Annotated in this window: 19 protein-coding genes; 8 read left to right on the forward strand and 11 right to left on the reverse strand. The window is 69.5% G+C overall.

What is annotated here, in order from left to right; translation table 11 throughout:
- The first annotated feature begins 50 nt into the window (after positions 1–50).
- Positions 51–839, forward strand: coding sequence for a LuxR C-terminal-related transcriptional regulator (locus FKR81_RS06155; RefSeq protein WP_186762798.1), 789 nt, complete (start codon positions 51–53; stop codon positions 837–839).
- A 69-nt stretch (positions 840–908) separates the two neighbouring features.
- On the forward strand, positions 909–2,435 hold the full coding sequence (locus FKR81_RS06160; RefSeq protein WP_146349942.1) for a peroxidase family protein: 1,527 nt from the start codon (positions 909–911) through the stop codon (positions 2,433–2,435).
- Positions 2,436–2,497: 62 nt separating this feature from the next.
- Here the strand turns inward: FKR81_RS06160 and FKR81_RS06165 are convergent, their stop codons facing one another.
- The 4 genes from FKR81_RS06165 to FKR81_RS06180 are packed head-to-tail and all read right to left on the reverse strand — an operon-like array spanning position 2,498 to position 7,502.
- Entirely contained in the window at positions 2,498–5,752 is a 3,255-nt protein-coding gene (locus FKR81_RS06165) for a GH92 family glycosyl hydrolase (protein WP_146349943.1), read from the reverse strand.
- Between the two features lie 58 nt (positions 5,753–5,810).
- Entirely contained in the window at positions 5,811–6,110 is a 300-nt protein-coding gene (locus FKR81_RS06170; protein WP_146349944.1) for a protease inhibitor I42 family protein, read from the reverse strand.
- A 3-nt stretch (positions 6,111–6,113) separates the two neighbouring features.
- Entirely contained in the window at positions 6,114–7,004 is an 891-nt protein-coding gene (locus tag FKR81_RS06175; protein WP_146349945.1) for a nucleoside hydrolase, read from the reverse strand.
- 42 nt (positions 7,005–7,046) lie between these two features.
- A complete protein-coding gene (locus tag FKR81_RS06180) occupies positions 7,047–7,502 on the reverse strand; it encodes a hypothetical protein (RefSeq protein ID WP_146349946.1) in 456 nt (151 codons plus the stop codon).
- A gap of 101 nt (positions 7,503–7,603) precedes the next feature.
- Here FKR81_RS06180 and FKR81_RS06185 point away from each other — a divergent pair, with 101 nt between their 5' ends.
- The gene (locus tag FKR81_RS06185; protein WP_146349947.1) at positions 7,604–8,350 is read left to right on the forward strand and encodes an acyltransferase; all 747 of its coding nucleotides are present in this window, start codon (positions 7,604–7,606) and stop codon (positions 8,348–8,350) included.
- Here FKR81_RS06185 and FKR81_RS06190 read toward each other — a convergent pair.
- On the reverse strand, positions 8,333–9,097 hold the full coding sequence (locus tag FKR81_RS06190; RefSeq protein ID WP_146349948.1) for an SGNH/GDSL hydrolase family protein: 765 nt from the start codon (positions 9,095–9,097) through the stop codon (positions 8,333–8,335). The two genes, FKR81_RS06185 and FKR81_RS06190, sit on opposite strands and share 18 nt — an antisense overlap.
- 48 nt (positions 9,098–9,145) lie before the next feature.
- Positions 9,146–10,390 (reverse strand): glycosyltransferase family 4 protein, encoded by a 1,245-nt coding sequence (locus FKR81_RS06195; RefSeq protein WP_146349949.1) that lies wholly within the window; start codon positions 10,388–10,390, stop codon positions 9,146–9,148.
- A gap of 50 nt (positions 10,391–10,440) precedes the next feature.
- On the opposite strand from FKR81_RS06195, the gene FKR81_RS45600 reads away from it, so the two are divergent.
- Positions 10,441–10,569 (forward strand): hypothetical protein, encoded by a 129-nt coding sequence (locus tag FKR81_RS45600; protein WP_268891531.1) that lies wholly within the window; start codon positions 10,441–10,443, stop codon positions 10,567–10,569.
- Here FKR81_RS45600 and FKR81_RS06200 read toward each other — a convergent pair.
- Positions 10,555–12,015 carry a 1,4-alpha-glucan branching protein domain-containing protein gene (locus FKR81_RS06200; RefSeq protein ID WP_146349950.1) on the reverse strand — a complete coding sequence of 487 codons (1,461 nt, stop codon included), beginning with the start codon at positions 12,013–12,015 and terminating at the stop codon, positions 10,555–10,557. The genes FKR81_RS45600 and FKR81_RS06200 overlap by 15 nt on opposite strands.
- Positions 12,012–12,770, reverse strand: a complete 759-nt coding sequence (locus FKR81_RS06205; RefSeq protein ID WP_186762799.1) for a class I SAM-dependent methyltransferase — start codon at positions 12,768–12,770, stop codon at positions 12,012–12,014. The genes FKR81_RS06200 and FKR81_RS06205 overlap by 4 nt, the downstream gene beginning before the upstream one ends.
- An 84-nt stretch (positions 12,771–12,854) precedes the next feature.
- On the opposite strand from FKR81_RS06205, the gene FKR81_RS06210 reads away from it, so the two are divergent.
- A complete protein-coding gene (locus FKR81_RS06210; protein WP_146349951.1) occupies positions 12,855–14,021 on the forward strand; it encodes an alginate lyase family protein in 1,167 nt (388 codons plus the stop codon).
- 158 nt (positions 14,022–14,179) lie between these two features.
- On the opposite strand, the gene FKR81_RS06215 is transcribed toward FKR81_RS06210, so the two are convergent.
- Positions 14,180–15,022 (reverse strand): DegV family protein, encoded by an 843-nt coding sequence (locus tag FKR81_RS06215; protein ID WP_146349952.1) that lies wholly within the window; start codon positions 15,020–15,022, stop codon positions 14,180–14,182.
- 330 nt (positions 15,023–15,352) lie between these two features.
- Here FKR81_RS06215 and FKR81_RS06220 point away from each other — a divergent pair, with 330 nt between their 5' ends.
- From FKR81_RS06220 to FKR81_RS06230, 3 genes are read left to right on the forward strand one after another with little or no spacing between them, the layout of a single operon-like run.
- Entirely contained in the window at positions 15,353–16,300 is a 948-nt protein-coding gene (locus FKR81_RS06220) for a coiled-coil domain-containing protein (RefSeq protein WP_146349953.1), read from the forward strand.
- Positions 16,297–16,869 (forward strand): OmpA family protein, encoded by a 573-nt coding sequence (locus FKR81_RS06225; protein ID WP_146349954.1) that lies wholly within the window; start codon positions 16,297–16,299, stop codon positions 16,867–16,869. Before FKR81_RS06220 ends, FKR81_RS06225 begins: the two co-directional genes overlap by 4 nt.
- A gap of 8 nt (positions 16,870–16,877) precedes the next feature.
- On the forward strand, positions 16,878–17,453 hold the full coding sequence (locus FKR81_RS06230; RefSeq protein ID WP_146349955.1) for a hypothetical protein: 576 nt from the start codon (positions 16,878–16,880) through the stop codon (positions 17,451–17,453).
- Position 17,454: 1 nt separating this feature from the next.
- Here the strand turns inward: FKR81_RS06230 and FKR81_RS43345 are convergent, their stop codons facing one another.
- Complete coding sequence (locus FKR81_RS43345; protein ID WP_186762800.1) at positions 17,455–17,598, reverse strand: hypothetical protein; 144 nt, start codon at positions 17,596–17,598, stop codon at positions 17,455–17,457.
- Positions 17,599–17,667: 69 nt separating this feature from the next.
- On the reverse strand, positions 17,668–18,510 hold the full coding sequence (locus FKR81_RS06235) for a DegV family protein (protein ID WP_146349956.1): 843 nt from the start codon (positions 18,508–18,510) through the stop codon (positions 17,668–17,670).
- Positions 18,511–18,630: the final 120 nt, after the last annotated feature.

The raw sequence follows: 18,630 nt of genomic DNA on the forward strand, positions 1-18,630 counted from the left end.
GCGAGCAAGAGGCACCCATGCCGAAATGCATGCGATCAACGAGGATCGCAGTGCACTGTTGGGACCGGTTGACCGGCGATGCCATCGCCAGCTGGCTGGACGCACTGCCCGGCTGGTTGGTGGTGGGCACGACTGTCGCGGTCGACGACTTCGTTCTGCTGTGCCGGTTGCGGCCGCCTGATGTGGCCGTGTGCCAGCTCGAACCGGTGGAGCTGGGCCTGCCCCGGCTGCTCAGCCGCACGCTGCCCGGCCTCCACGTGATCGGGATCTGCCCGGAGTTCCGCGACGAGGACGAGATGCTGCTGCGGGCATCCGGTGTGCATCAGGTGGTCTGCGTGCGCGGCGGGCTCGCCTCGTTGCGCGCGGCGCTGGACCGGGCGTGGGTTGGTCGCGCTCCCGCGTCCGCGCCGGGTGCGCTGACCGATCGCGAGCTCGAGGTGCTCGCGCTGGTCTGCATCGGGCTCACGGCCGCGGAGCTGGGCGACAAGCTGCGGCTCAGCCCGCACACCGTGGTCAACCACAAGCGCCGCATCTTCGGGAAGCTCGGCGTGCAGAGCAGGGCGCAGGCCGCGGCCGAGGCGACCCGGCTGGGCCTGATCCGGCCCAACGGCCACGTGCCCGGCGTGCGCGTCCGCCCGGAAGCGGCACCTGCGCTGACCCATCGCGACCACGACATCCTCGCGTCCATCGCGCGCGGCGAGTCCGTCCGGCAGACCGCGCAAGCGCTTGGTATCGCCGTCAAGACCGTGGAGGCCGAACAACATCAACTGTTCGTGAAACTGCGCGTGCACAACCGCGCGCAGGCGCTGACGGAGGCGCAGAGGCTCGGGCTGGCCTAGGAGTTTCTCGTCCTCCTAGTGTTTGTTCGTCCGTGTCACGTGGACGATTGGTCTGGACAATCTCCAGCCATGGGCAATCTGACCAGACGGAGATTCCTGGGAGGCTTCACCGCGGGCGCCGCAGGCGCCATCGCGATGAGACCTTCTTCAGCCGTCGCCGATGTCACGGCACCAGCGACGTCGCCGAGGTTCTTCGGCCGGATGTTCCAGCTTCCCCCGTTCGCCGAGAACACCCCGCGCGTGCAGGAGGCGTTGCGGGCGTTCGGCGCTCCGGGCGGGATCCTGGACGCGAAGGACCCGTTGCACGAGGGACCGATCCGACTCATCACCAACCCCGAGCTGAGCCCGAACAACCGGGACAACCCGTTCCACACCGCGGGTACGACGTTCCTCGGGCAGTTCGTCGACCACGACTTCACGTTCGACCTCGGTTCGCGGCTGGCGGTGCCCGCGGTGCCGGAGCAGTCGCCGAACACGAGGAACCCCACGCTCTCACTGGACTCCGTGTACGGCGGCGGGCCGACGGCCACTCCGCAGCTGTACGAAACGGCCGACCGCGCCAAGCTGCGCGTCGAGAGCGGCGGCGCCTTCGAGGACGTGCCGCGCCGCGCGGACGGGGTGGCGATCATCGCCGACCCGCGCAACGACGAGAACCTGATCATCTCCGGTCTGCAGGCCGCGTTCCTCAAGTTCCACAACAACGTCGTCGACCGGCTGCGCTCGCAGGGCGTGCCGAACGATCGCGTGTTCGAGGAGGCTCAGCGTCTGGTCATCTGGCACTACCAGTGGATCGTGGTGCACGAGCTGTTGCCGCAGCTCGTCGGTCACGGCATCGCGCTGGACGTGCTGACGCACGGCAGGCGGTACTTCCGGCCGCGGCCCGGCCAGCACTTCATGCCCGTCGAGTTCCAGGGCGCGTGCTACCGGTTCGGGCACAGCATGGTCCGCCCGTCGTACCGGGCGAACCTCAAGGGCGACGTCGGCGGCACACCGTTCTTCGCCTTCATCTTCGACCCGGCGGGCGAGGGACAGGCCGACCCGGTGGATCTGCGCGGAGGACGGCGGGCGCGCAGGCGTTTCATCGGCTGGCAGACGTTCTTCGACTTCGGCGACGGTCAGGTGAAGCCGAACAAGCGGATCGACACGAAGATCTCGACGCCGCTGTTCCGGTTGCCGCTGGGCGCGATCGCGTCCGGCGACCCGCCGACGTCGCTGCCGCAGCGCAACCTGTTGCGGCACCTCACGTGGTCGCTGCCGTCCGGTCAGGCGATCGCGAAGGCGATGGGGATTCCCGTGCTGGGAGCGGACGTCTTCCCCGAGCTGCGGCAGTTCGGCGTGGGACTCGAGGCCAGCACACCGCTCTGGTACTACACGCTGAAGGAGGCCGAGTTCCTCGGTGACGGCATCTCGCTGGCGGGATCGGGCGCCCGGCTGGTCGCCGAGGTCTTCGTCGCCATGCTGCAGCTGGACCCGGACTCGTACCTGTCGGTGAACCCCGGCTGGAAGCCGACCCTGCCAAGCCGCCGCGCCGGCGACTTCGCGATGGTCGACCTGCTGCGCTTCGCACAGGTCGATCCGTCGAGCCGCGGCCAGTAGGGGTAAAGGGGTCGTGAGTGGTTGGGGTCGTTGCGGCAACCCCAACCACTCACGGCTGTTCCCTACGCGGTGGCCACCGCGAAGACGTGCAGGTCCTCGTCGGTGGGCAGCGTGACGCTCCTGAGCTGCTTGCCCTCGGGGACGGTGTACGTCTTGGTGGCGAGGATGTGCGTCGCCACCTTCTCGTTGCCGCCGCCCAACTGGTTGCGGTACGGCGTGTTCGCGACGATCACGTTGCCGTACGACGGGGTCTGCTGGCCGCCGCCGAGCGTCCAGTCGCTGAACCCGAGCTCGATCGTCGCCGTGGTGCCGTCGGTGAACGTCACGGTGGCGGTCTTCACCCGCGCGCCGTTCGTGGCGGAACCGACGAACGCCAGCTTCGTGCCGGTGACGTCGATCCGCTGACCGGCGGCCTCGGCGTTGTCCGGCCTGCCAGGGGGCGAGCTGGGCCAGGTGAACGTCAGGCCGTCCACCGTGCTCGTGCCGCCCGGCTTCAGCCCCGCGGCCGCCAGTGCCTGCCGCGAGTAGCTGTAGCCGCCGCCGTCGAAGTCACCCTCGCCGGTCTCGTCGTCGGACGCGCCGACGTTGTTGACCGCGGCGAGCAGGCTGCCCTCCGGCGCGACCTTCACCGTCAGCGGGATCACGACCGGCTTCGCCCCCTCGACGTTCACCGTGACCGTCGCGGAGTAGAACCCTTGCGCCGCAGCGGGAGCCGCGGTGATCGTGAAGTCCGCGGGCACCGGTCCGGACGCCGGGCTGAACGTCAGCCCCTCCTGGCCGGTGATCGTGTACGTCACCTTCGGGTCGCCGTCGTACAGCTTCTTGGCGGTCACCTTGGCGTTCAGCGTGCCGCCCGGCGTGACGGTCGGGCTGCCCGGCACGACCTCCAGGAAGTACGGCTGGTCGTGCTTGATCGGCTGCTCGCCCTCGCGGAACGACGGCGGCGCGTCCGACGCGGCCGAGCCCCACGCCTTGTTCGGCGTGGCACCGAGCGTGAAGTCGAGCCTCCCGCCGCGCTCCACGAAGGACTCCGGCAGCCAGGTCTTGGTCGTGGCGCGACCGTTGACCTTCAACGACTGCACGAACTTCGTCTTCGCGTTCGCCTGCGGCGCGGTGATCGTGATGTCCTTGCCGTGCCCGCGGTTGATCTTGACGGACGTGAACAGCGGGCTGCCGACGGCGAGCTCGGCGCGGGCCGGAACCTGCGGGTAGAAGCCCATCGTGGCGAACACGTACCAGGACGACATGGCGCCGAGGTCGTCGTTGCCGGGGATGCCGCCGGACTGCGTCGTCCACAGCGTGTTGACGACCTCGCGAACGGTCTCCTGCGCCTTGTACGGCTGGCCGGTGTAGTTGTAGATCCACGGCACGTTCAGCGACGGTTCGTTGTCCAGCTCGGACTTCTCGTCGCCCGCCTTGGACAGCGCCCAGCTGCCGTCGGCGTTGTGGAAGAAGTCGTCGAGCCGCTTGTTCGTGCGCTCGACGCCGCCCAGCGACTCGACGAGACCCGCCACGTTGTGCGGGACCATCCAGGTGTACTGGGCGCTGCTGCCCTCGACGAACCCGTTTCCGGTGCCCGGCGTGAAGTTCGGGACCCACGAGCCGTCCGCGTTGCGGTTGCGGATGTAGCCGCCGGTGCCGTGCGCGACCGGGTCGAAGTTGTTCTGCCACCACTGCGACCGGGCGGCGAACTCCTTCTCGGTCCTGCGGTCGCCGGTGCGCGCGGCGAGCTGGCTGAGCGCGAAGTCCGCGCCGGACATCTCCAGCGTCTCGGCCGCACCGCCCCACGCGTTGGAGATGGACGGCATGTACTGGTGCTTCAGGTACTTGTCGAGCGACGGCCGCTGGCCGACCGACATGACGGCCCAGCCGTCCTTGCTCAGGTCGAACTTCGTCGGCACCTTCGCCGCCTGCACCAACGACTTCAGCGCGGTGCGCGCGTCGTACCGGTCACCGCCGAACGCCAGGATGCCCGCGAGCGCCTGCGCCGACGGGTCGCCGTTCATGACGTGCGTGCCGCCGTTGTTGTGCGACCAGCGGTCCCACACGCCGCCGTTCTGCTCGGCCTGGTTCAGCAGTGACTGCGCCATGTCCGAGCCGATCTCCGGCTCCAGCAGCGTCACCAGCTGCACCTGCGAGCGGTAGGCGTCCCAGCCGGAGAACGTGCCGTACTGGGCCTTCTGCCGCCTGGTGACCTGCTTCGGCTTGCCGTCGAAGCCCGCGTACTGGCCGTTGACATCGCTGAAGAGGTTGGGGTGCAACAGGGAGTGGTACAGCGCGGTGTAGAACTTGGTGCGCTCGTCATCGGAGCCGCCGCCGACCTCGATGCGCCTGAGCTGCTTCTGCCACGCGCGGTACGCGTTGTCCCTCATGTCCTCGATGGACTGGTTCTTGTTCTCCGCCTTGAGGTTCGCCTTCGCGTTCTCCAGGCTGACGTACGAGATGCCGATCTTCACGCCGACCGTCGAGCCGGGCGCGAAGCCGAGATAGCCGCCAGAACCCTTGCCCAGCACCGGCCAGCCGTTCGTGCCGTACGTGGTGCCGCCCTGCGAGGCGGTGCTGCCGGGGGTGACAACGTTGTCCTGGTAAGTGCCGACAGACGTGAACGGCTGGTCGAACTCCGCCACGAAGTGCAGCGTGTAGTAGCTGCGCCTGCCGACCTGGTTGATGTAGCCGCAGAAGTTGCCACTGGTGACGCTGCCGGTGACGGTCTTGTTGGCCTGGTCGATCGTCGTCTGCGCGTCGCTGCTGCCGACCTGCGATTTGGACGTGTTGATGAGCATCGTGGCCGGCTTGTCCGCGGGGAACGTGAACCGGCCCGCGCCGGTGCGTTCGGTCGCGGACAGCTCGACCTGCGCGCCGGACTTGAGCTTCACGTCGTACCGGCCGGGCTTGGCGACCTCGTCGGCGTGGGCGAAGTCGCTGGCGTAGACCTCGTCCTTCGCGTCGGTCGTCGGGCTCGTCGTGACGGTGCCGACGTGCGGGAAGATCGGGATGTCCCCGGAGCCGCCCGCGCAGCCGGTGCCGGACATGTGCGTCAGGCTGAAGCCGCGCGCTCGCGTGGCGTCGTACCGGTAGCCGCCGGGCGCCGCCGCACGCAGGGTGTTGCCGCGGGAGCCCTCCGGGCTGAAGGAGAACATGCCGAACGGCACCACCGCGCCGGGGAAGACGTTGCCGAGGTTGGTCGTGCCGATGAACGGGTTGACGTGCGCCGCTGGATCAGGGACGACCTGAGCCTGCGGTTGCGCCATGGCAGGGGCCGCGCCGAACGCCAGCGCGGCTGTCACGGATGTGATCAGGACGCTTCTTCGCTGCATGGCGCGGACCCTACTTAGAGTCGTCTTTCAACCCCAGACCGTGAGCGATTCTTGTCGCCTACCGGACAGCTGACACGTCGACCTGCACCTCGAAGCGTTCGATCTGGGTTCGCTCCCACGGCCGCTTCAGCTCGAGGCGCACCTTCGACAGCCCGGGATCGGTGGCGCGCAAGCGGATCACCCGCTCACCGTTCGACCGCGTCTCGGTGAGCTCGTCGTCGACCAGTTCGACGTGCCTGCCCAGGTCCATGATCGTCCACTGGTACCCGGTCGTGGTGTTCTCGGTGAGGCGGATGACGATCTCTTCACCCGGTGCCGCCTCCACACGGGTGCCGCTCGCGGTGATTTCGACGGCCATGTCTCACGGTCTCATGAGGCGGTCCTTCAGGAACTCCCTCAGCGCGTCCAGATCGGTGCCGGTCGCGACGTCGATCTCGTGGGGGCCTTCTTTCAGTGCGCCCTCGTCGTCTGTGGTGAGGTGGTAGGTCTTGGTTTCGAGGATGCCCGGCACGATCGCCTCGGCCACCGCGACCGCGTCGTGGACGACGATGCCGTCCTTGCCCGTCCTTCCTTTGAAGTACTCGCGGTACTGCTTCGCGAAGCCGACGAGGATCTTGCCGAGGCCGGACTCCCCGACCAGGTCGAGCCAGTCCGCGTAGACCGCGCACCTTCGGGTCAGGTCGATGGTGACGAGCGTCGGGTTCGCCTTGGCCAGCACCGTCTTCGCCGCTTCGGGATCGCTCCAGAGGTTGAACTCGGCGGTGCTGGTGACGTTGCCTTCGTCGAGCCCGCCGCCCATCACGACGAGCCTGCCGATCCTGCTCGCGGTCGCCGGGTGGTCCTCGATCAGTTTCGCGATGTTGGTGAGCGGTCCGATGGCCGCGACCGTGACGCGGGCGTCCGTTCCCTCGATGGTGTCGCGGAGGAACGTGACCGCGTCTCGTTCGTCGAGCGGCCTCGTGGGCTCCGGCAGCGTGTGGGCGAGCCCGGACAGGCCGTCGTCCCCGTGCACGTCGCCCGCGTCGCGCTTCTTCCGCTCACCCCTGGGATGCGCTTCGCCTCTGGCCACCGGCGCGTCGTGGCCGAGGAACTTCAGCAGGCGCCGGGCGTTGCGGGTGGTGTGGTCGAGGTCGACGTTGCCGAACACCGTGGTGACGCCGATCAGGTCGACCTCGGGGCTGCGGGCCGCGAGTGCCAGCGCGAACGCGTCGTCCACGCCGGGGTCGGTGTCGATGATGAGTGGGATCGCCATGCGATCAGCCTGCCTGGCACCTCGTCCGTTCGGCCAGGCGGCTCAGGTCCGGCAGGGTGGCCCGAATCGACGGTTCTTGGGGGTCGTGAACCACTCGGCTGCGCGCAATGCCATCTCCTCAGCGGTGTGTCCGGCCGCTCGCAGGTCCAGCCCGTCGGGGCCGGACACGTCGATCTGCGCCGCCTCGGCTCTCACCCCGTCGTCCCAGTTGAGGCAGGCGGGGCTCCAGCCCCCGCGGATGCCGTTCTCGTCGAAGTCCAGCCGGAGGGTGGCGAGCACCGCGCGGTCCTCGATCACGTCGTGCGACACCAGGAGCCACGGTGTGCCGTCGCCATCGGCGTGCAGCCAGAAGTCCAGCCAGCAGTTCTGCCTCGGGACCAGCGCGGTCAACGCCGTCGCGAAGTCGAGCTCGGCCTGTGTCGGCTCACCCCCGCGGCTGCCGCCCCAGTCCACGTCGCCGGGGCCGGCCACTCGGCGTTCGGCTTCTTCCTGCGGCACGTGCGTCCCCCGTTCCCCCGAAACCGTCTCGGGGCGCGAGGCCCCCGACCTGGCAACCCTAGCGGCGAGTCCGGTGCTGGTCGGGAGCTAAGGTGCCCGCCATGACCAGCATGTGGGGTGCACCGGTGTGGACCAGGTGGCGGAGGAACCGCCGCGACCCGATGCAGGCGCGCTTCCTGACGCTCGCCTCCCTGCGCTGGATGCTGCGCCACCGCGCGTACACGCCGTGGTACCTGGTCCGCTACTACCGCCTGCTCAAGTTCCGCCTGCTCAACCCGCACGTGGTGCTGAGGGGCATGGTGTTCTTCGGCAAGAACGTCGACATCATGTGCCGCCCCGGCTACGGCCGCATGGAGATCGGCCGCTGGGTGCACATCGGCGACGGCAACGCGCTCCGGTGTCACGAGGGCAGCATGCGGATCGGCGACAAGGCCGTGTTCGGCAAGGACAACACGGTCAACTGCTACCTCGACGTCGAGATCGGCAGCGCCACGCTCGTCGCGGACTGGGTGTACATCTGCGACTTCGACCACGTGACGGCGGACATCAACCTGCCGATCAAGGACCAGGGCATCGTCAAGTCGCCGGTGCGGATCGGGCCGGACTGCTGGCTCGGCGCGAAGGTCACGGTGCTCAAGGGCACCCGCGTCGGCAAGGGCTGTGTCCTGGGCGCGCACGCCGTCGTCCGGGGCGACGTGCCGGACTTCAAGATCGCCGTGGGCGCGCCCGCCCGCGTGGTGCGGGACCGGCGCGCCGACTACGAGGCCGAGGCGCAGAAGCGCGCGGACATCGCGGACATGGCCCGCAAGGCCGAGGACGCGCTCAACCGCTCACTGGAGCGGCAGTAGCTCCGGGCGCTTCGGGGTGAAGCCGTCGCCGGGGGAGCGGCCGATCAGGCGGTTCCGCACGCGGGTGTAGGCGACGGGCAGGACCTGGGTGCGCAGCCACGACACGTGGTCCGCGAGCGACGCCGGAGCGGCCTGGCCGGGCAGCGGCGAGAGCCACGACGACGGGAACGGCTCGTCCAGCGCCGACAGCAGGTGGCCCGCGAGACGCAGGTGGCCGAGCGTGGACAGGTGCAGCCGGTCGGGGCCGAAGTAGCGCGAGTCGTGCACGGCCTGGTCCGCCCACACGTCGACCAGCACGGCGCCGTAGCGCGCAGCCGAGGTGCGCACCGCGTCGTTCAGCGCCTCGATGCGCGGACCCATGCGCCAGCCGAACGGCATCCGGCGCGAGATGTCGCTCAAGGTGAACACGGCGACGACCGGTGCGGCAGAGGTGGCCGCGCGCACGGCGGCGTCCACCCGGCGCGCGAGAACAGCAGCCGAGTACCCGCCGGACATCAGGTCGTTGCCACCGCCGAACAAGGCGACGAGATCAGGCCGCAGCGACTCCAGCGACGGGATCTGCTCGACGGTGATCTGGTCGAGCCGGCGGCCGCGCACGCCGAGGTTGGCGTAGCCGAACCGGGGGTTGCCTTGAGCGAGGACCGACGCGGTGAAGTCGGCCCATCCCCGGTACACGCCATCAGGCTGCAAGTCGTCCAGACCCTCGGTGCAGCTGTCCCCGAGGGCCACGAAGCGTTCGTATCTCATTCAAGTCCCAGTAACCCGGCGTTCACGTAGCCGGGCACTGTAGCGGGTCTAGATGAACGCGTTGCCCGTCGCGATCTTGGGACGACCCAGCGGCGGGTGCTCGCGCACCACGGCGGCCGCGTAGACGGCCGCGGTGTCGGAGGCGATCTTCGCCCAGTCGAAGTCCGTTGCCAGCCTTGCTTTCGCGGCCTTCGCACGGCGTACCGCAGCCGGGCGGTCGGACAGCACGTCGCGCACCGCGCGGGCCAGTCCGTCGATGTCGCCGGGGGTGAAGGAGAGACCGGTCTCACCGTCGAGCACGACCTCGCCGAGCCCGCCCGCGGTCGACGCGACCAGAGGCGTCCCGGCCGCGGCGGCCTCCAGGGCGACGATGCCGAACGGCTCGTACTTCGACGGCAGCACAACGGCGTCCGCCGCGGACAGCAGCGCGGCGAGCGAGCGGTCCGGCAGGTGGCCTGCGAAGTGCACCGCGCGCAGCACCTTGTGCTTGCGCGCCTGCTCGGTCAGCCACTGCTTCTGCGAACCGCCACCGGCGACGACGACGCGCGTGCCGCGGTGGTGCCGCCGCACGCGGGGGAGCGCGGCGATCAGGTCCTGCACGCCCTTCTCCCACTCCAGCCTGCCGAAGAACAGCAGCAGCGGGTCGCCGTGCGGGCTGTACTCGGCCCGCGCCGCCGCCACGTCGGCCGGCCGCACGCGCCAGCCGTGCGGCTCGATCCCGTTGTGCAGCACGGTGATCCTCGCGGTGTCCACCTCGAACAGGTGCGCCACCTCGGCGCGCATCGCGGACGAGCAGGTGATCAGCGAGTCGGCGCGGTTCGCCAGCCACCACTCGACCGAGTGAACTTGCTGGTTGAGCGGGTGCGACAGCCAGCCGCTGTGACGGCCGGCCTCGGTCGCGTGCACGGTCGCCACCAGCGGCACCCCGTACGCCTCGGCCAGCGCCACCGCCGGGTGCGTCACGAGCCAGTCGTGCGCGTGCACCACGTCCGGCTTCCAGTTCAGCGCGAGGCCAGCGCGGGCCATCGCGTGCCCCATCGCCAGCGTCCACGCGACCAGGTCTTTCTCGAACACCAGGTGCGCGGGGTCCTCGGCGACGCGCACCAGCCGCACGCCCTCGGACACGACGTCCGACGTCGGGTGCGTGATCGCGTCGCTGCCGGACGGCTGGCGGCACAGCACCACCACGTCGTGCCCCTGCGCCGCGAGCTGCGTGGCGAGCGCGTGCACGTGCCTGCCCAATCCGCCGACGACCACCGGCGGGTACTCCCAGGACAGCATCAGCACGCGCATGCCGCATCCTCTCTTGGATCGCGCTACCGTGGGGACGGGGAGGGGTAGTCGTGATCTACACGTTGGTCATCTTGGTTCTGCCTGTGGTGCTGGTACTGCTGGGGGCGCTGGTCATCAAGCCGAAGGACGAGTCAGCCGAGCACGCGATGCAGGGCTCGCGCCTGTCAGTTCGGCCTTAGCGAGCGCGCGTCGAGGTGCCCGAACGGGCCGTCCGCCGCACGCAGCTCGGAGGCTCGGGCGTGGCCGCGACCTGAGCGGAACAACGTCGCCAGCTCGCTGAACCGGTCGCTGTGGATCTTCGCCCGGTAGCGCGCGTAGTCGGCGGCCGAGTCCTTCGTGACCATGAACGCCCAGTCGCTCGAGAGCGCCAGCAGCGCCTCGCGCACGGCCTGGTCGAGCACCGGGTCGCGCACCTCGCCGGAGAAGTCCAGCTCCAGCAGCTCGCGCTGCACCTGGGTGTTGAGCGACACGATGTCGGAGACCTGCGCGCCGTCCCAGACGCGCCAGTCCTTGCCGGTGCCCCACGACGAGGCGGGCAGCTCGATCGGCGTGCCGACGTGCCCGGCGTCAACGGCGCCGCGCAGCGTCGTCACGTGCACGCCCGCTTCGGGCAACGCGCGCAGCACGGCTTCGAGCCACTGCGGGCCCTCGTGCCACCAGTGCCCGAACAGCTCGGTGTCGTAGGCCGCGACGATGAGCCCGCCGTCGACGGCGCGCAACCGCCGCACGACCGTCTCGACGAAGTCCGCGACGTGCCGTTCCAGCGCGACCGACGCCAGCGCGGGCTCGTAGGGCCGCTTCTCGTGCGGCGCCACGTTCTTGCCGGTCACCCGCGCGGGCTTGAGGCCCGTCGGGTGGTCGTAGGTGTGGAAGTCGCGGTACGCCGGGTCGCCGGGGTAGCCGACCTTGGGCGACCAGACGCGGTACGACACCTCGAGGTCGCGCCCGAACGCCAGTACGTCGGAGTCACCGACGGGGCGCGCACTGGACGTGTCGCCGTGCATCGCGGGCCCGTCGACCATGAAGCGCCGCACGCCCGCGCGGGCGTAGTCGTGCTCCATGCCGGGCGAGTAACCGCACTCCGGCGCCCAGATGCCCTCCGGTGCCGAGCCGAGCCGCAACGCCGTGTCGGCGAGCCCGGTGCGCAGCGCGAAGTCGCGGATCCGCGGGTCGAGCAACGGCTGGAAAGGGTGCGTCGCCGGCCCGCCGAGCAGCTCGATTGTCGAGGAGTCCGTCAAAGCGCGTAAGAGCGGCGAGAACCCGTGGCGCCAATGGGTTTCGAACTGCTCCAGCGACCACGTGGCCGCGCGGTGCTCGTACGCGGACAGCTCGCGCAGCCGAGGGCCGGCGTACTGGGCGCGCAGGTGCCAGTTGCCGAGCCAGTCGTGCGCGCCGCGCAGGCAGTACGGGTCGTCCAGCTGCGCCGCGAGCACGGGCGTGACGCCCAGCGTCAGCACGTCGGTGCGGCCCTCGTCGGCGAACCGCCGCAGCATGTCGACGACCGGCAGGTACGAGTGCGCCCACGCCTGGTAGAGCCACTCCTCGCCGACCGGCCACGCGCCGTGGTGCGCGAGCCAGGGCAGGTGGCTGTGCAGGACGAGGCAGAACGTGCCCTCGCGCTTCACGGGCGCACCGCCACCGAGACGAGGTCGAGGCTCGTGTCGAGGTCGCGCGTCGTGATCTCGAAGTCCGCGCACGTCACCGACACGACCGCCTCCAGCAGTTCGTCCGGCCACGGCGCACCGGACACCGCGACCTCCACCTGAGCCTCGATGATCCGCCCGCCCAGCAACGCCTCCAGCCGCGGCCCGTGCCGCAGCCCGGCCAGCAGCTCGACGCGGAAGCCCGCCTCGACGAGGAGCGAATCGAGCTCGGAGGGTGCCAGCTCGCGCGTGTGGAACGGGTTCAGCGGCTTGTCCAGCCCCGGCGAGAAGGTCAGCCGGTTCGGCGTGGTGACGATCAGCCTGCCGCCGGGCCGCAGCACGCGGAAGCACTCGGCGAGGAAGCCCTCCTGGTCCCACAGGTGCTCGATGACCTGGAGGTTCGCCACGACGTCCACGCCGGCGTCGCGCAGCGGCAGCGACGCGAGGTTGCCGCGCAGCACGTCCAGCTCCGGGTAGGCGCGGCCGACGTGCGCGGCGGTGAACTCGTCGTAGTCGAGCGCCACGACCCGGCGCGCGCGTTGCCGGATCAGCTGGGCGCCGTAGCCCTCGCCGCAGCCGGCTTCGAGCACGACGGCGTCCTCGCAGTGGCCGAGCAGGTCCAGGTACGCCACCTCGTGACGCCGGAACCAGTAGTTCTCCTCGGCGATGCCGGGCACCGTGCGCTCGCCGGTGAGCGGGAGCGGCTCGACGGTCCGTTCTGGAGTCACCCGGTGCACCCTACCCGTCGGTAACCTTCGGTAGAAGAAGAGCCTGAGCGCGCTGTCTTGCACCTGTCACGGCCTGGGCCATTACATCCGGGCATGAAGATCGGCCTGGTGCTCGTCATGATCGCCTCCCTGTTCACGCCCGTCGCACATGCCGAGCCGCGCGGTTTCGCGCACCCCGGTGTCTTCGTCAGCAAGCCGCAGCTGAACCTGGTCAAGCGCAAGCTCGCCCTGCACGCCGAACCGTGGGCGTCCGCGTTCGCCGCGATGAAGGCCAGCTCCTTCGCGTCCCTGGCGTACGTGGCGAAGCCGCGACCGGTCGTCGAGTGCGGGCCGTACTCGACGCCGAACCTCGGCTGCACCGAGGAACGCGACGACGCGATGGCCGCCTACACCCACGCGCTGCTCTGGTACCTCACCGGCGACCGCGCGCACGCGGGCAAGGCGATCGAGATCATGGACGCCTACGCCACCACGCTCGTCGACCACACCAACAGCAACGCGCCGCTGCAGAGCAGCTGGGCCGCGAACTCGTGGGCGCGCACCGGCGAGCTGATCCGGTACACCCACGACGGCTGGGACGCCGAGCGCCAGGCCCGCTTCACCACCATGCTGCGGTTCGTCTACCTGCCGGAGTTCATCAACGGCGACGCGCAGCGCAACGGCAACTGGGAACTGATCATGATGGCCGCGACGTCCGGTGTCGCGGTGTTCCTCGACGACCGGCCGCTGTTCGACCGGGCCGTCGCGATCTGGCGCGGCCGGATGCCCGCCTACGTCTACCTGACGAGCGACGGTCCGCTGCCCAAGCCGCCGCCCGGCAGCACGTACGCGACCCGCGAGCAGATCATCAAGCACTGGCACGGCCAGACCACGTTCGTCGACGGCCTCACCCAGGAGACGTGCCGCGACTTCGGCCACGCCGGCTGGGGTCTCGTCGCGGCGACGCACATCGCCGAGACCGCGCGCATCCAGGGCATGGACCTCTACCGCGAGATGCGGACCCGGATCACCAAGGCCTACGAGTTCCACGCGCAGTTCGACCTCGGCGCGCCGGCACCCGAGTGGCTCTGCGGCGGCACGATCAAGCCGGGGCTCAACGCGACGCTCGAGGTCGGCTACAACCACTACGTCAACCGGCGCTGGATGCACCTGCCCAACACCCGCGAGCTCATGGAGTCGCAGCGCCCGGCCGGGTTCGACTTCTGGCGCGGCTGGGAAACGCTCACCCACGCCGAGAACCCCTACGGCTCGCCGGTCTAGTGGGGTGGCCCGAAACGTTGCCGTGCGAATTCGCGGTCAGACGGGCGCATCGCGGCACCGCCCCCGCGTCCTCGTACTGGTTGTCCGTGGGCGCGGGGGCGGTGCCGCGAGGCGTCCTGCTGAGCGTGAATTCACCGCCAACGTTTCGGGCCACGCCGCTAGAACGGGGACACCGTGACGGCGAGCGCACCCGGACCCACGTTCGCCCCGATCGCCGCGCTCACCTGGGTGAGCACGAAGTCGCGGGCGTGCGGGATGCGCTTGCGCAGCTCGGTCAGCAGCTCGCGGCCCTTGGGCTCGGCCGCGAAGTGCTCGACCGCGATGTCGATCTGCTTGCCGTCGGCGATGGAGACGGCCCGGTCGATCAGCTTGGCGATCGCGCGGTCGGCGCCGAGCACCTTGTCGAACGGCTCGACCTGGCCGTCGTTGACGGTCAGCAGCGGCTTCACCGACAGCACGTTGCCGACCATCGCGGCGGCACCGCTGATCCGGCCGCCGCGGCGCAGGTACTCGAGCGTGTCCACGTAGATCAGCACCTTGGCGTTGCGGCCGCGCTGCTCAGCGACGCCGCGCGCGTGCTGGGCGTTGCCGCCGGTCTGCGCGATGCGCGCCGCGGCGAGCGCGGCGAAGCCGAGCGTCATGCCGGACGAGTGCGAGTCGACGATGTGCACCGGCACGCGCGACTTGACCGCGGCGGCCTTCGCCGAGTCGGCCGCGGGGGACAGGCGCGGCGACACGTGCACCGAGACGATCGTGTCCGCGCCCTTCGCCCACGCGTCCTGGTACGCCCAGAAGAAGGCGTCCGGAGCGGGCGGCTGGGTCGTGATCGGCACCTCGGCGCGCATCGCCGCGAGCAGCCGTTCGGTCGGCACGTAGGCCTCGTCGATCAGGTCCTTGCCGATCTGCAGCTGCATCGGGACGGTGATGATCTCGAACCGTTCGGCCAACTGGGCCGGAAGTGACGCTGTGGAGTCGGTGACGACGGCTACGCGTGAGGGCACAAGGAAGAAGGTTAACGGCGCGTGATCGTCAGGGCCACCAACGAAGGATGGCAATTCGTGTGATGTTCAGCCGAGTGGTTGCAATGAGTGAACAGCAAACGCGCCGAGTGGCCGATCGGGATTCATCCGAAGCTTGACACAATCGGGTGACCGTCTGTCGCGATCTGTTGATCTTCCGGCCAGCTGTTTGCGCAGGAAAGCATGCACATCTCTGGCGTTTCACCCCTGGTCCGGCAACGATTCGGACGTTGGTTGGTGCTAGATCACGTCGGTATCCTCGGCGAATCTTGAACTAGAAGTTCTTTCTGGGCGCTGAGTGAGTGGGTGGCCATGGGTGCAAAAGAGCAGGAGATAGTTCCGCTGCACGCAGGTTTCGACGTTGTCTACCGAGGATTTCACCGACGTCAGGTCATCGAACACATCGAGAATCTCGAAGAGCAGCTCCGGTTCACGAGCCTGGACCGCGGCGAGGCGCTCGCGCAGGCCGCGGACTTGCGCAAGCTGCTCGAGATGACGCGGCAGGACCTGGACGAGTCGAGGCAGCGCATCGGGCGCCTCGAGGTCTCCCCGGTCACGCACGCGGGTGCGACCGAGCGCATGCACCGGATGCTGACGCTCGCCGAGGACGAGGCGGCCGAGCTGCGGCTGGAGGCCGAACGCGAGGTCGCGGACCTGCGGCAGCGCGCCGAGGCCGAGATCGCCGAGATGCGCGAGCTGGCGCTGCGCGAGGCGAACCAGGTCAGGGAAGAGGCGGAGACCGAGTCGCGGCGGCTGCACAAGGCCTGCGCGAACCGGGCCGCCCAGCTCGACCAGCGCGAGGTCGACCTCGAACGGCGCAGTTCCGACCTCGAGGCGCAGCACCACCAGCGCGCGGTTCAGGTCGAGGAGGAATGCGCAGCCGCGATGGCGCAGGCGCAGGCCGACGCTGATCGTCTGTTGCGCGAGACCGCCGAGCAGTGCAACCGCCTGGAAGCGCAATCCGAGAAGAAGCGCGACAAGGAAGAACACTTCTTCGAGCTGACGATGACGCGCAGGCGCAATGAGATCGCGCAGCACTTGCAGGAACAGGAAAAGCTCGCGAAGGCGCGCGCCGAGTTCGTCGTGAAGCTCGCCTGCCGCGAGGCGCAGCGGCGCATTGCGGAGATCCAGGTGAAATCCGAGGAGCTGAAGGACCTGCGCCGCACGGTGCAGTCGCAGCTCGCTTCCGCGCGGGCCGCGTTGTCCATGGCGGCGGATCGCGTGTCGCCGATCATCCCGGAACAGGTCGCCGCGTCGTGAAGCGTTCGTGGATTCCGCTCGCCGCGGGGTTCGTGATGGTTCCCGCGGTGCTGACGACGTTCGGTTTCACGGTCTACGGCGAGGAGCTCGCCGAAGGCCTGCCGTCGAGCGCGGCCGTGCAGACGATCACCAAGCCGGTGATGGACGTGCCGGGCGAACCGGTCAACTGGGCGGCGCTGGAGGAAAAGGCGCCGCCGCCCAAACCGCCCACCCCGGAAATGGTGCAGCGCAACGTCTCCGGCGTCTTCGCCGAGCACGCCGTCAAGGGCATCACGTTCGCGCCGGGCACGTCCGACTTCGTCGGGCGCGGCGCGGACGTGCAGCGCGCCGTCGGTGGTGCGCTGCGCCCGCTGCGCACCGCGGCGGTCACGCTCGTCGCGCACGCGTGGAACGGCGAGACCGCGTCGCACCGCTGCGACGTGCTCGCGATGCAGCGCGCGGGCCTGGTGAAGGAGTACCTGCTCAGCCAGGGCGTGCCGGCTGGGGCCATCAGCACAAGAGTGATCGTCGACCCCGTGTGGGGTCCACCGTCCGACGGCGGACCGCAGGTCGACGTCGTCGTGAGGTAGGAGCCGCAATGGCAGGGGCTGTCGGGATCGTCTTCGGGTTGTGCGTGCTGTCGTTCACCGCCGGAGCCGCCCTGATGTACGTGGTGGTGCGCCGGCGAGAAGAACACGGAGCCGAAGTGCCGCAGGCGGTGGGGGACGCCGCGCCCGCACCACCCGACGAGCAGCTCGAACTGCGGTGGCACGAGCCCGCGTACGACGTGCGGCCGATCCACCGCAACCCGGTCGTCGGCATGCCGCCGGTGTTCGAGGAGGTCGAGGAACCCGAGCCGGTGAGGGGGTTGTTCGAGCCGGTTGCTGAAGTTGAACCCGAGCCGGTCGCTGAGGCCGAGCCCGAGCCCGAGTGCGAGCTGGTGGCCGAGGCCGAGCCGGTGAGTGAGCCGGAACCTGAGCCGGTTGCTGAGGCCGAGCCGGTGAGTGAGCCCGAGCCGGAGGTCGAGCAGCGCCAGCCGGAGGCCGTGCTGCCCCCGCAGGCGGAGCCGTCGGTGCACGAGAACGCCACACCGCCGGAGCGCGACGAGTTCCGCCAGCGCTATCTGAGAACGTTCGAAGCTGCCCGCCGACGAGCGGCGGGCAGCAACAACTAGGTCAGCGCTTGCGGAACTTGCGCAGCATCTGCTGCGCCTGTGCCCGCTTGTGCGGGTCACGGGCCATCTGCTTGGCCTGCTGGGTGAGGCGGTGGCCCTGCGGGCTGTGCAGGAACCTCTTGAGCTTGTCGAGCAACGAGGCCATGGGTTCCTCCAGGTGTCCGGTTCGTCCCGTCTCTTCAACGAGTCGCCGGGTACCTGGAGTTCCCCGAGATCACACCGGGGAAACGGTGATTCCGAGCGCACCCGGTCCGACGTGCGCGCCGATCGCCGAGCTGACCTGCGTCAACATGAACTGGCGGACGTGCGGGACCTGGCGTCGCAACGTGCGCAGCAGCTTCGTCGCGGGTTCCAAAGCGTCGAAGTGCTCGACCGCGATGTCGACCGGGCTGTTGCCCGCCCGCTTCACCGCGATGTCCAGCATCTTGCGCAACGCCCGGTCCGTGCCGAACGCCTTGTCCAGCGGTGTGATCTGCGAGTCTGCCATGGTCAGCAGCGGCTTGACCGAGAGCGCGGAGCCCACCAGCGCCGCGGCGGCGCCGATGCGACCGCCCCGTCGCAGGTACTCGAGCGTGTCGACGTAGATCAGCTCGGTGGATCTGTCGTACCGGTGGTGCGCGGCTTCCAGCACTTTCTCCACGCCGAAGCCCGCCTCGGCGGCCTTCGCCGCCGCGATCACCGCGTAGCCGATGCTCATCCCGCAGGTGTGCGTGTCCACGACGTGCACCGGCACGCCGACCTGGGCGGCGGCGTGGCGCGCCGCGCTGCAGGTCTCCGACAGTCGTGAGGACACGTGCACGGAGACGATCGCCTGAACTCCTTGGGCGACCAGGTCCGAGTACGTCCAGTAGAACGCACCGGGGTCCGGTGGGATCGTGGCCACGGGCAGGTTCGCGCGCATGGCCGAGACGAGCTCGGGGACCGGGATGCGGGACTCGTCATCGACGTGGTCGCCGATCTTCACCTGGATCTGGACGACCTCGATGCCGAGTTGATCAATCAGCTGCGCCGGGAGACATGCAGTCGAGTCGGTCACCACAGCTACTCGCCGGTACATGGACCCGCAGCGTAGTCCCCCGATTGGCGTAAGTCTTAATTGGCTTCGCCCGCTTGGTGAGAACCGTCACGCTAGCTGTGTGCTTGCTGGTGTTTGCGGCAGTGCTACTGGCGGGTAACA

The organism is Lentzea tibetensis, assembly GCF_007845675.1.
Classification (GTDB): Bacteria; Actinomycetota; Actinomycetes; order Mycobacteriales; family Pseudonocardiaceae; genus Lentzea; species Lentzea tibetensis.

What these genes read in the sequence shown, in the direction of transcription:
- FKR81_RS06160 (WP_146349942.1), top strand. Translation starts at nt 909, where the DNA reads ATGGGCAATCTGACCAGACGGAGATTCCTGGGAGGCTTCACCGCGGGC.
- FKR81_RS06165 (WP_146349943.1), bottom strand. Translation starts at nt 5,752, where the DNA reads ATGCAGCGAAGAAGCGTCCTGATCACATCCGTGACAGCCGCGCTGGCG.
- FKR81_RS06170 (WP_146349944.1), bottom strand. Translation starts at nt 6,110, where the DNA reads ATGGCCGTCGAAATCACCGCGAGCGGCACCCGTGTGGAGGCGGCACCG.
- FKR81_RS06175 (WP_146349945.1), bottom strand. Translation starts at nt 7,004, where the DNA reads ATGGCGATCCCACTCATCATCGACACCGACCCCGGCGTGGACGACGCG.
- FKR81_RS06185 (WP_146349947.1), top strand. Translation starts at nt 7,604, where the DNA reads ATGACCAGCATGTGGGGTGCACCGGTGTGGACCAGGTGGCGGAGGAAC.
- FKR81_RS06190 (WP_146349948.1), bottom strand. Translation starts at nt 9,097, where the DNA reads ATGAGATACGAACGCTTCGTGGCCCTCGGGGACAGCTGCACCGAGGGT.
- FKR81_RS06195 (WP_146349949.1), bottom strand. Translation starts at nt 10,390, where the DNA reads ATGCGCGTGCTGATGCTGTCCTGGGAGTACCCGCCGGTGGTCGTCGGC.
- FKR81_RS06210 (WP_146349951.1), top strand. Translation starts at nt 12,855, where the DNA reads ATGAAGATCGGCCTGGTGCTCGTCATGATCGCCTCCCTGTTCACGCCC.
- FKR81_RS06220 (WP_146349953.1), top strand. Translation starts at nt 15,353, where the DNA reads ATGGGTGCAAAAGAGCAGGAGATAGTTCCGCTGCACGCAGGTTTCGAC.
- FKR81_RS06230 (WP_146349955.1), top strand. Translation starts at nt 16,878, where the DNA reads ATGGCAGGGGCTGTCGGGATCGTCTTCGGGTTGTGCGTGCTGTCGTTC.
- FKR81_RS43345 (WP_186762800.1), bottom strand. Translation starts at nt 17,598, where the DNA reads ATGGCCTCGTTGCTCGACAAGCTCAAGAGGTTCCTGCACAGCCCGCAG.
- FKR81_RS06235 (WP_146349956.1), bottom strand. Translation starts at nt 18,510, where the DNA reads ATGTACCGGCGAGTAGCTGTGGTGACCGACTCGACTGCATGTCTCCCG.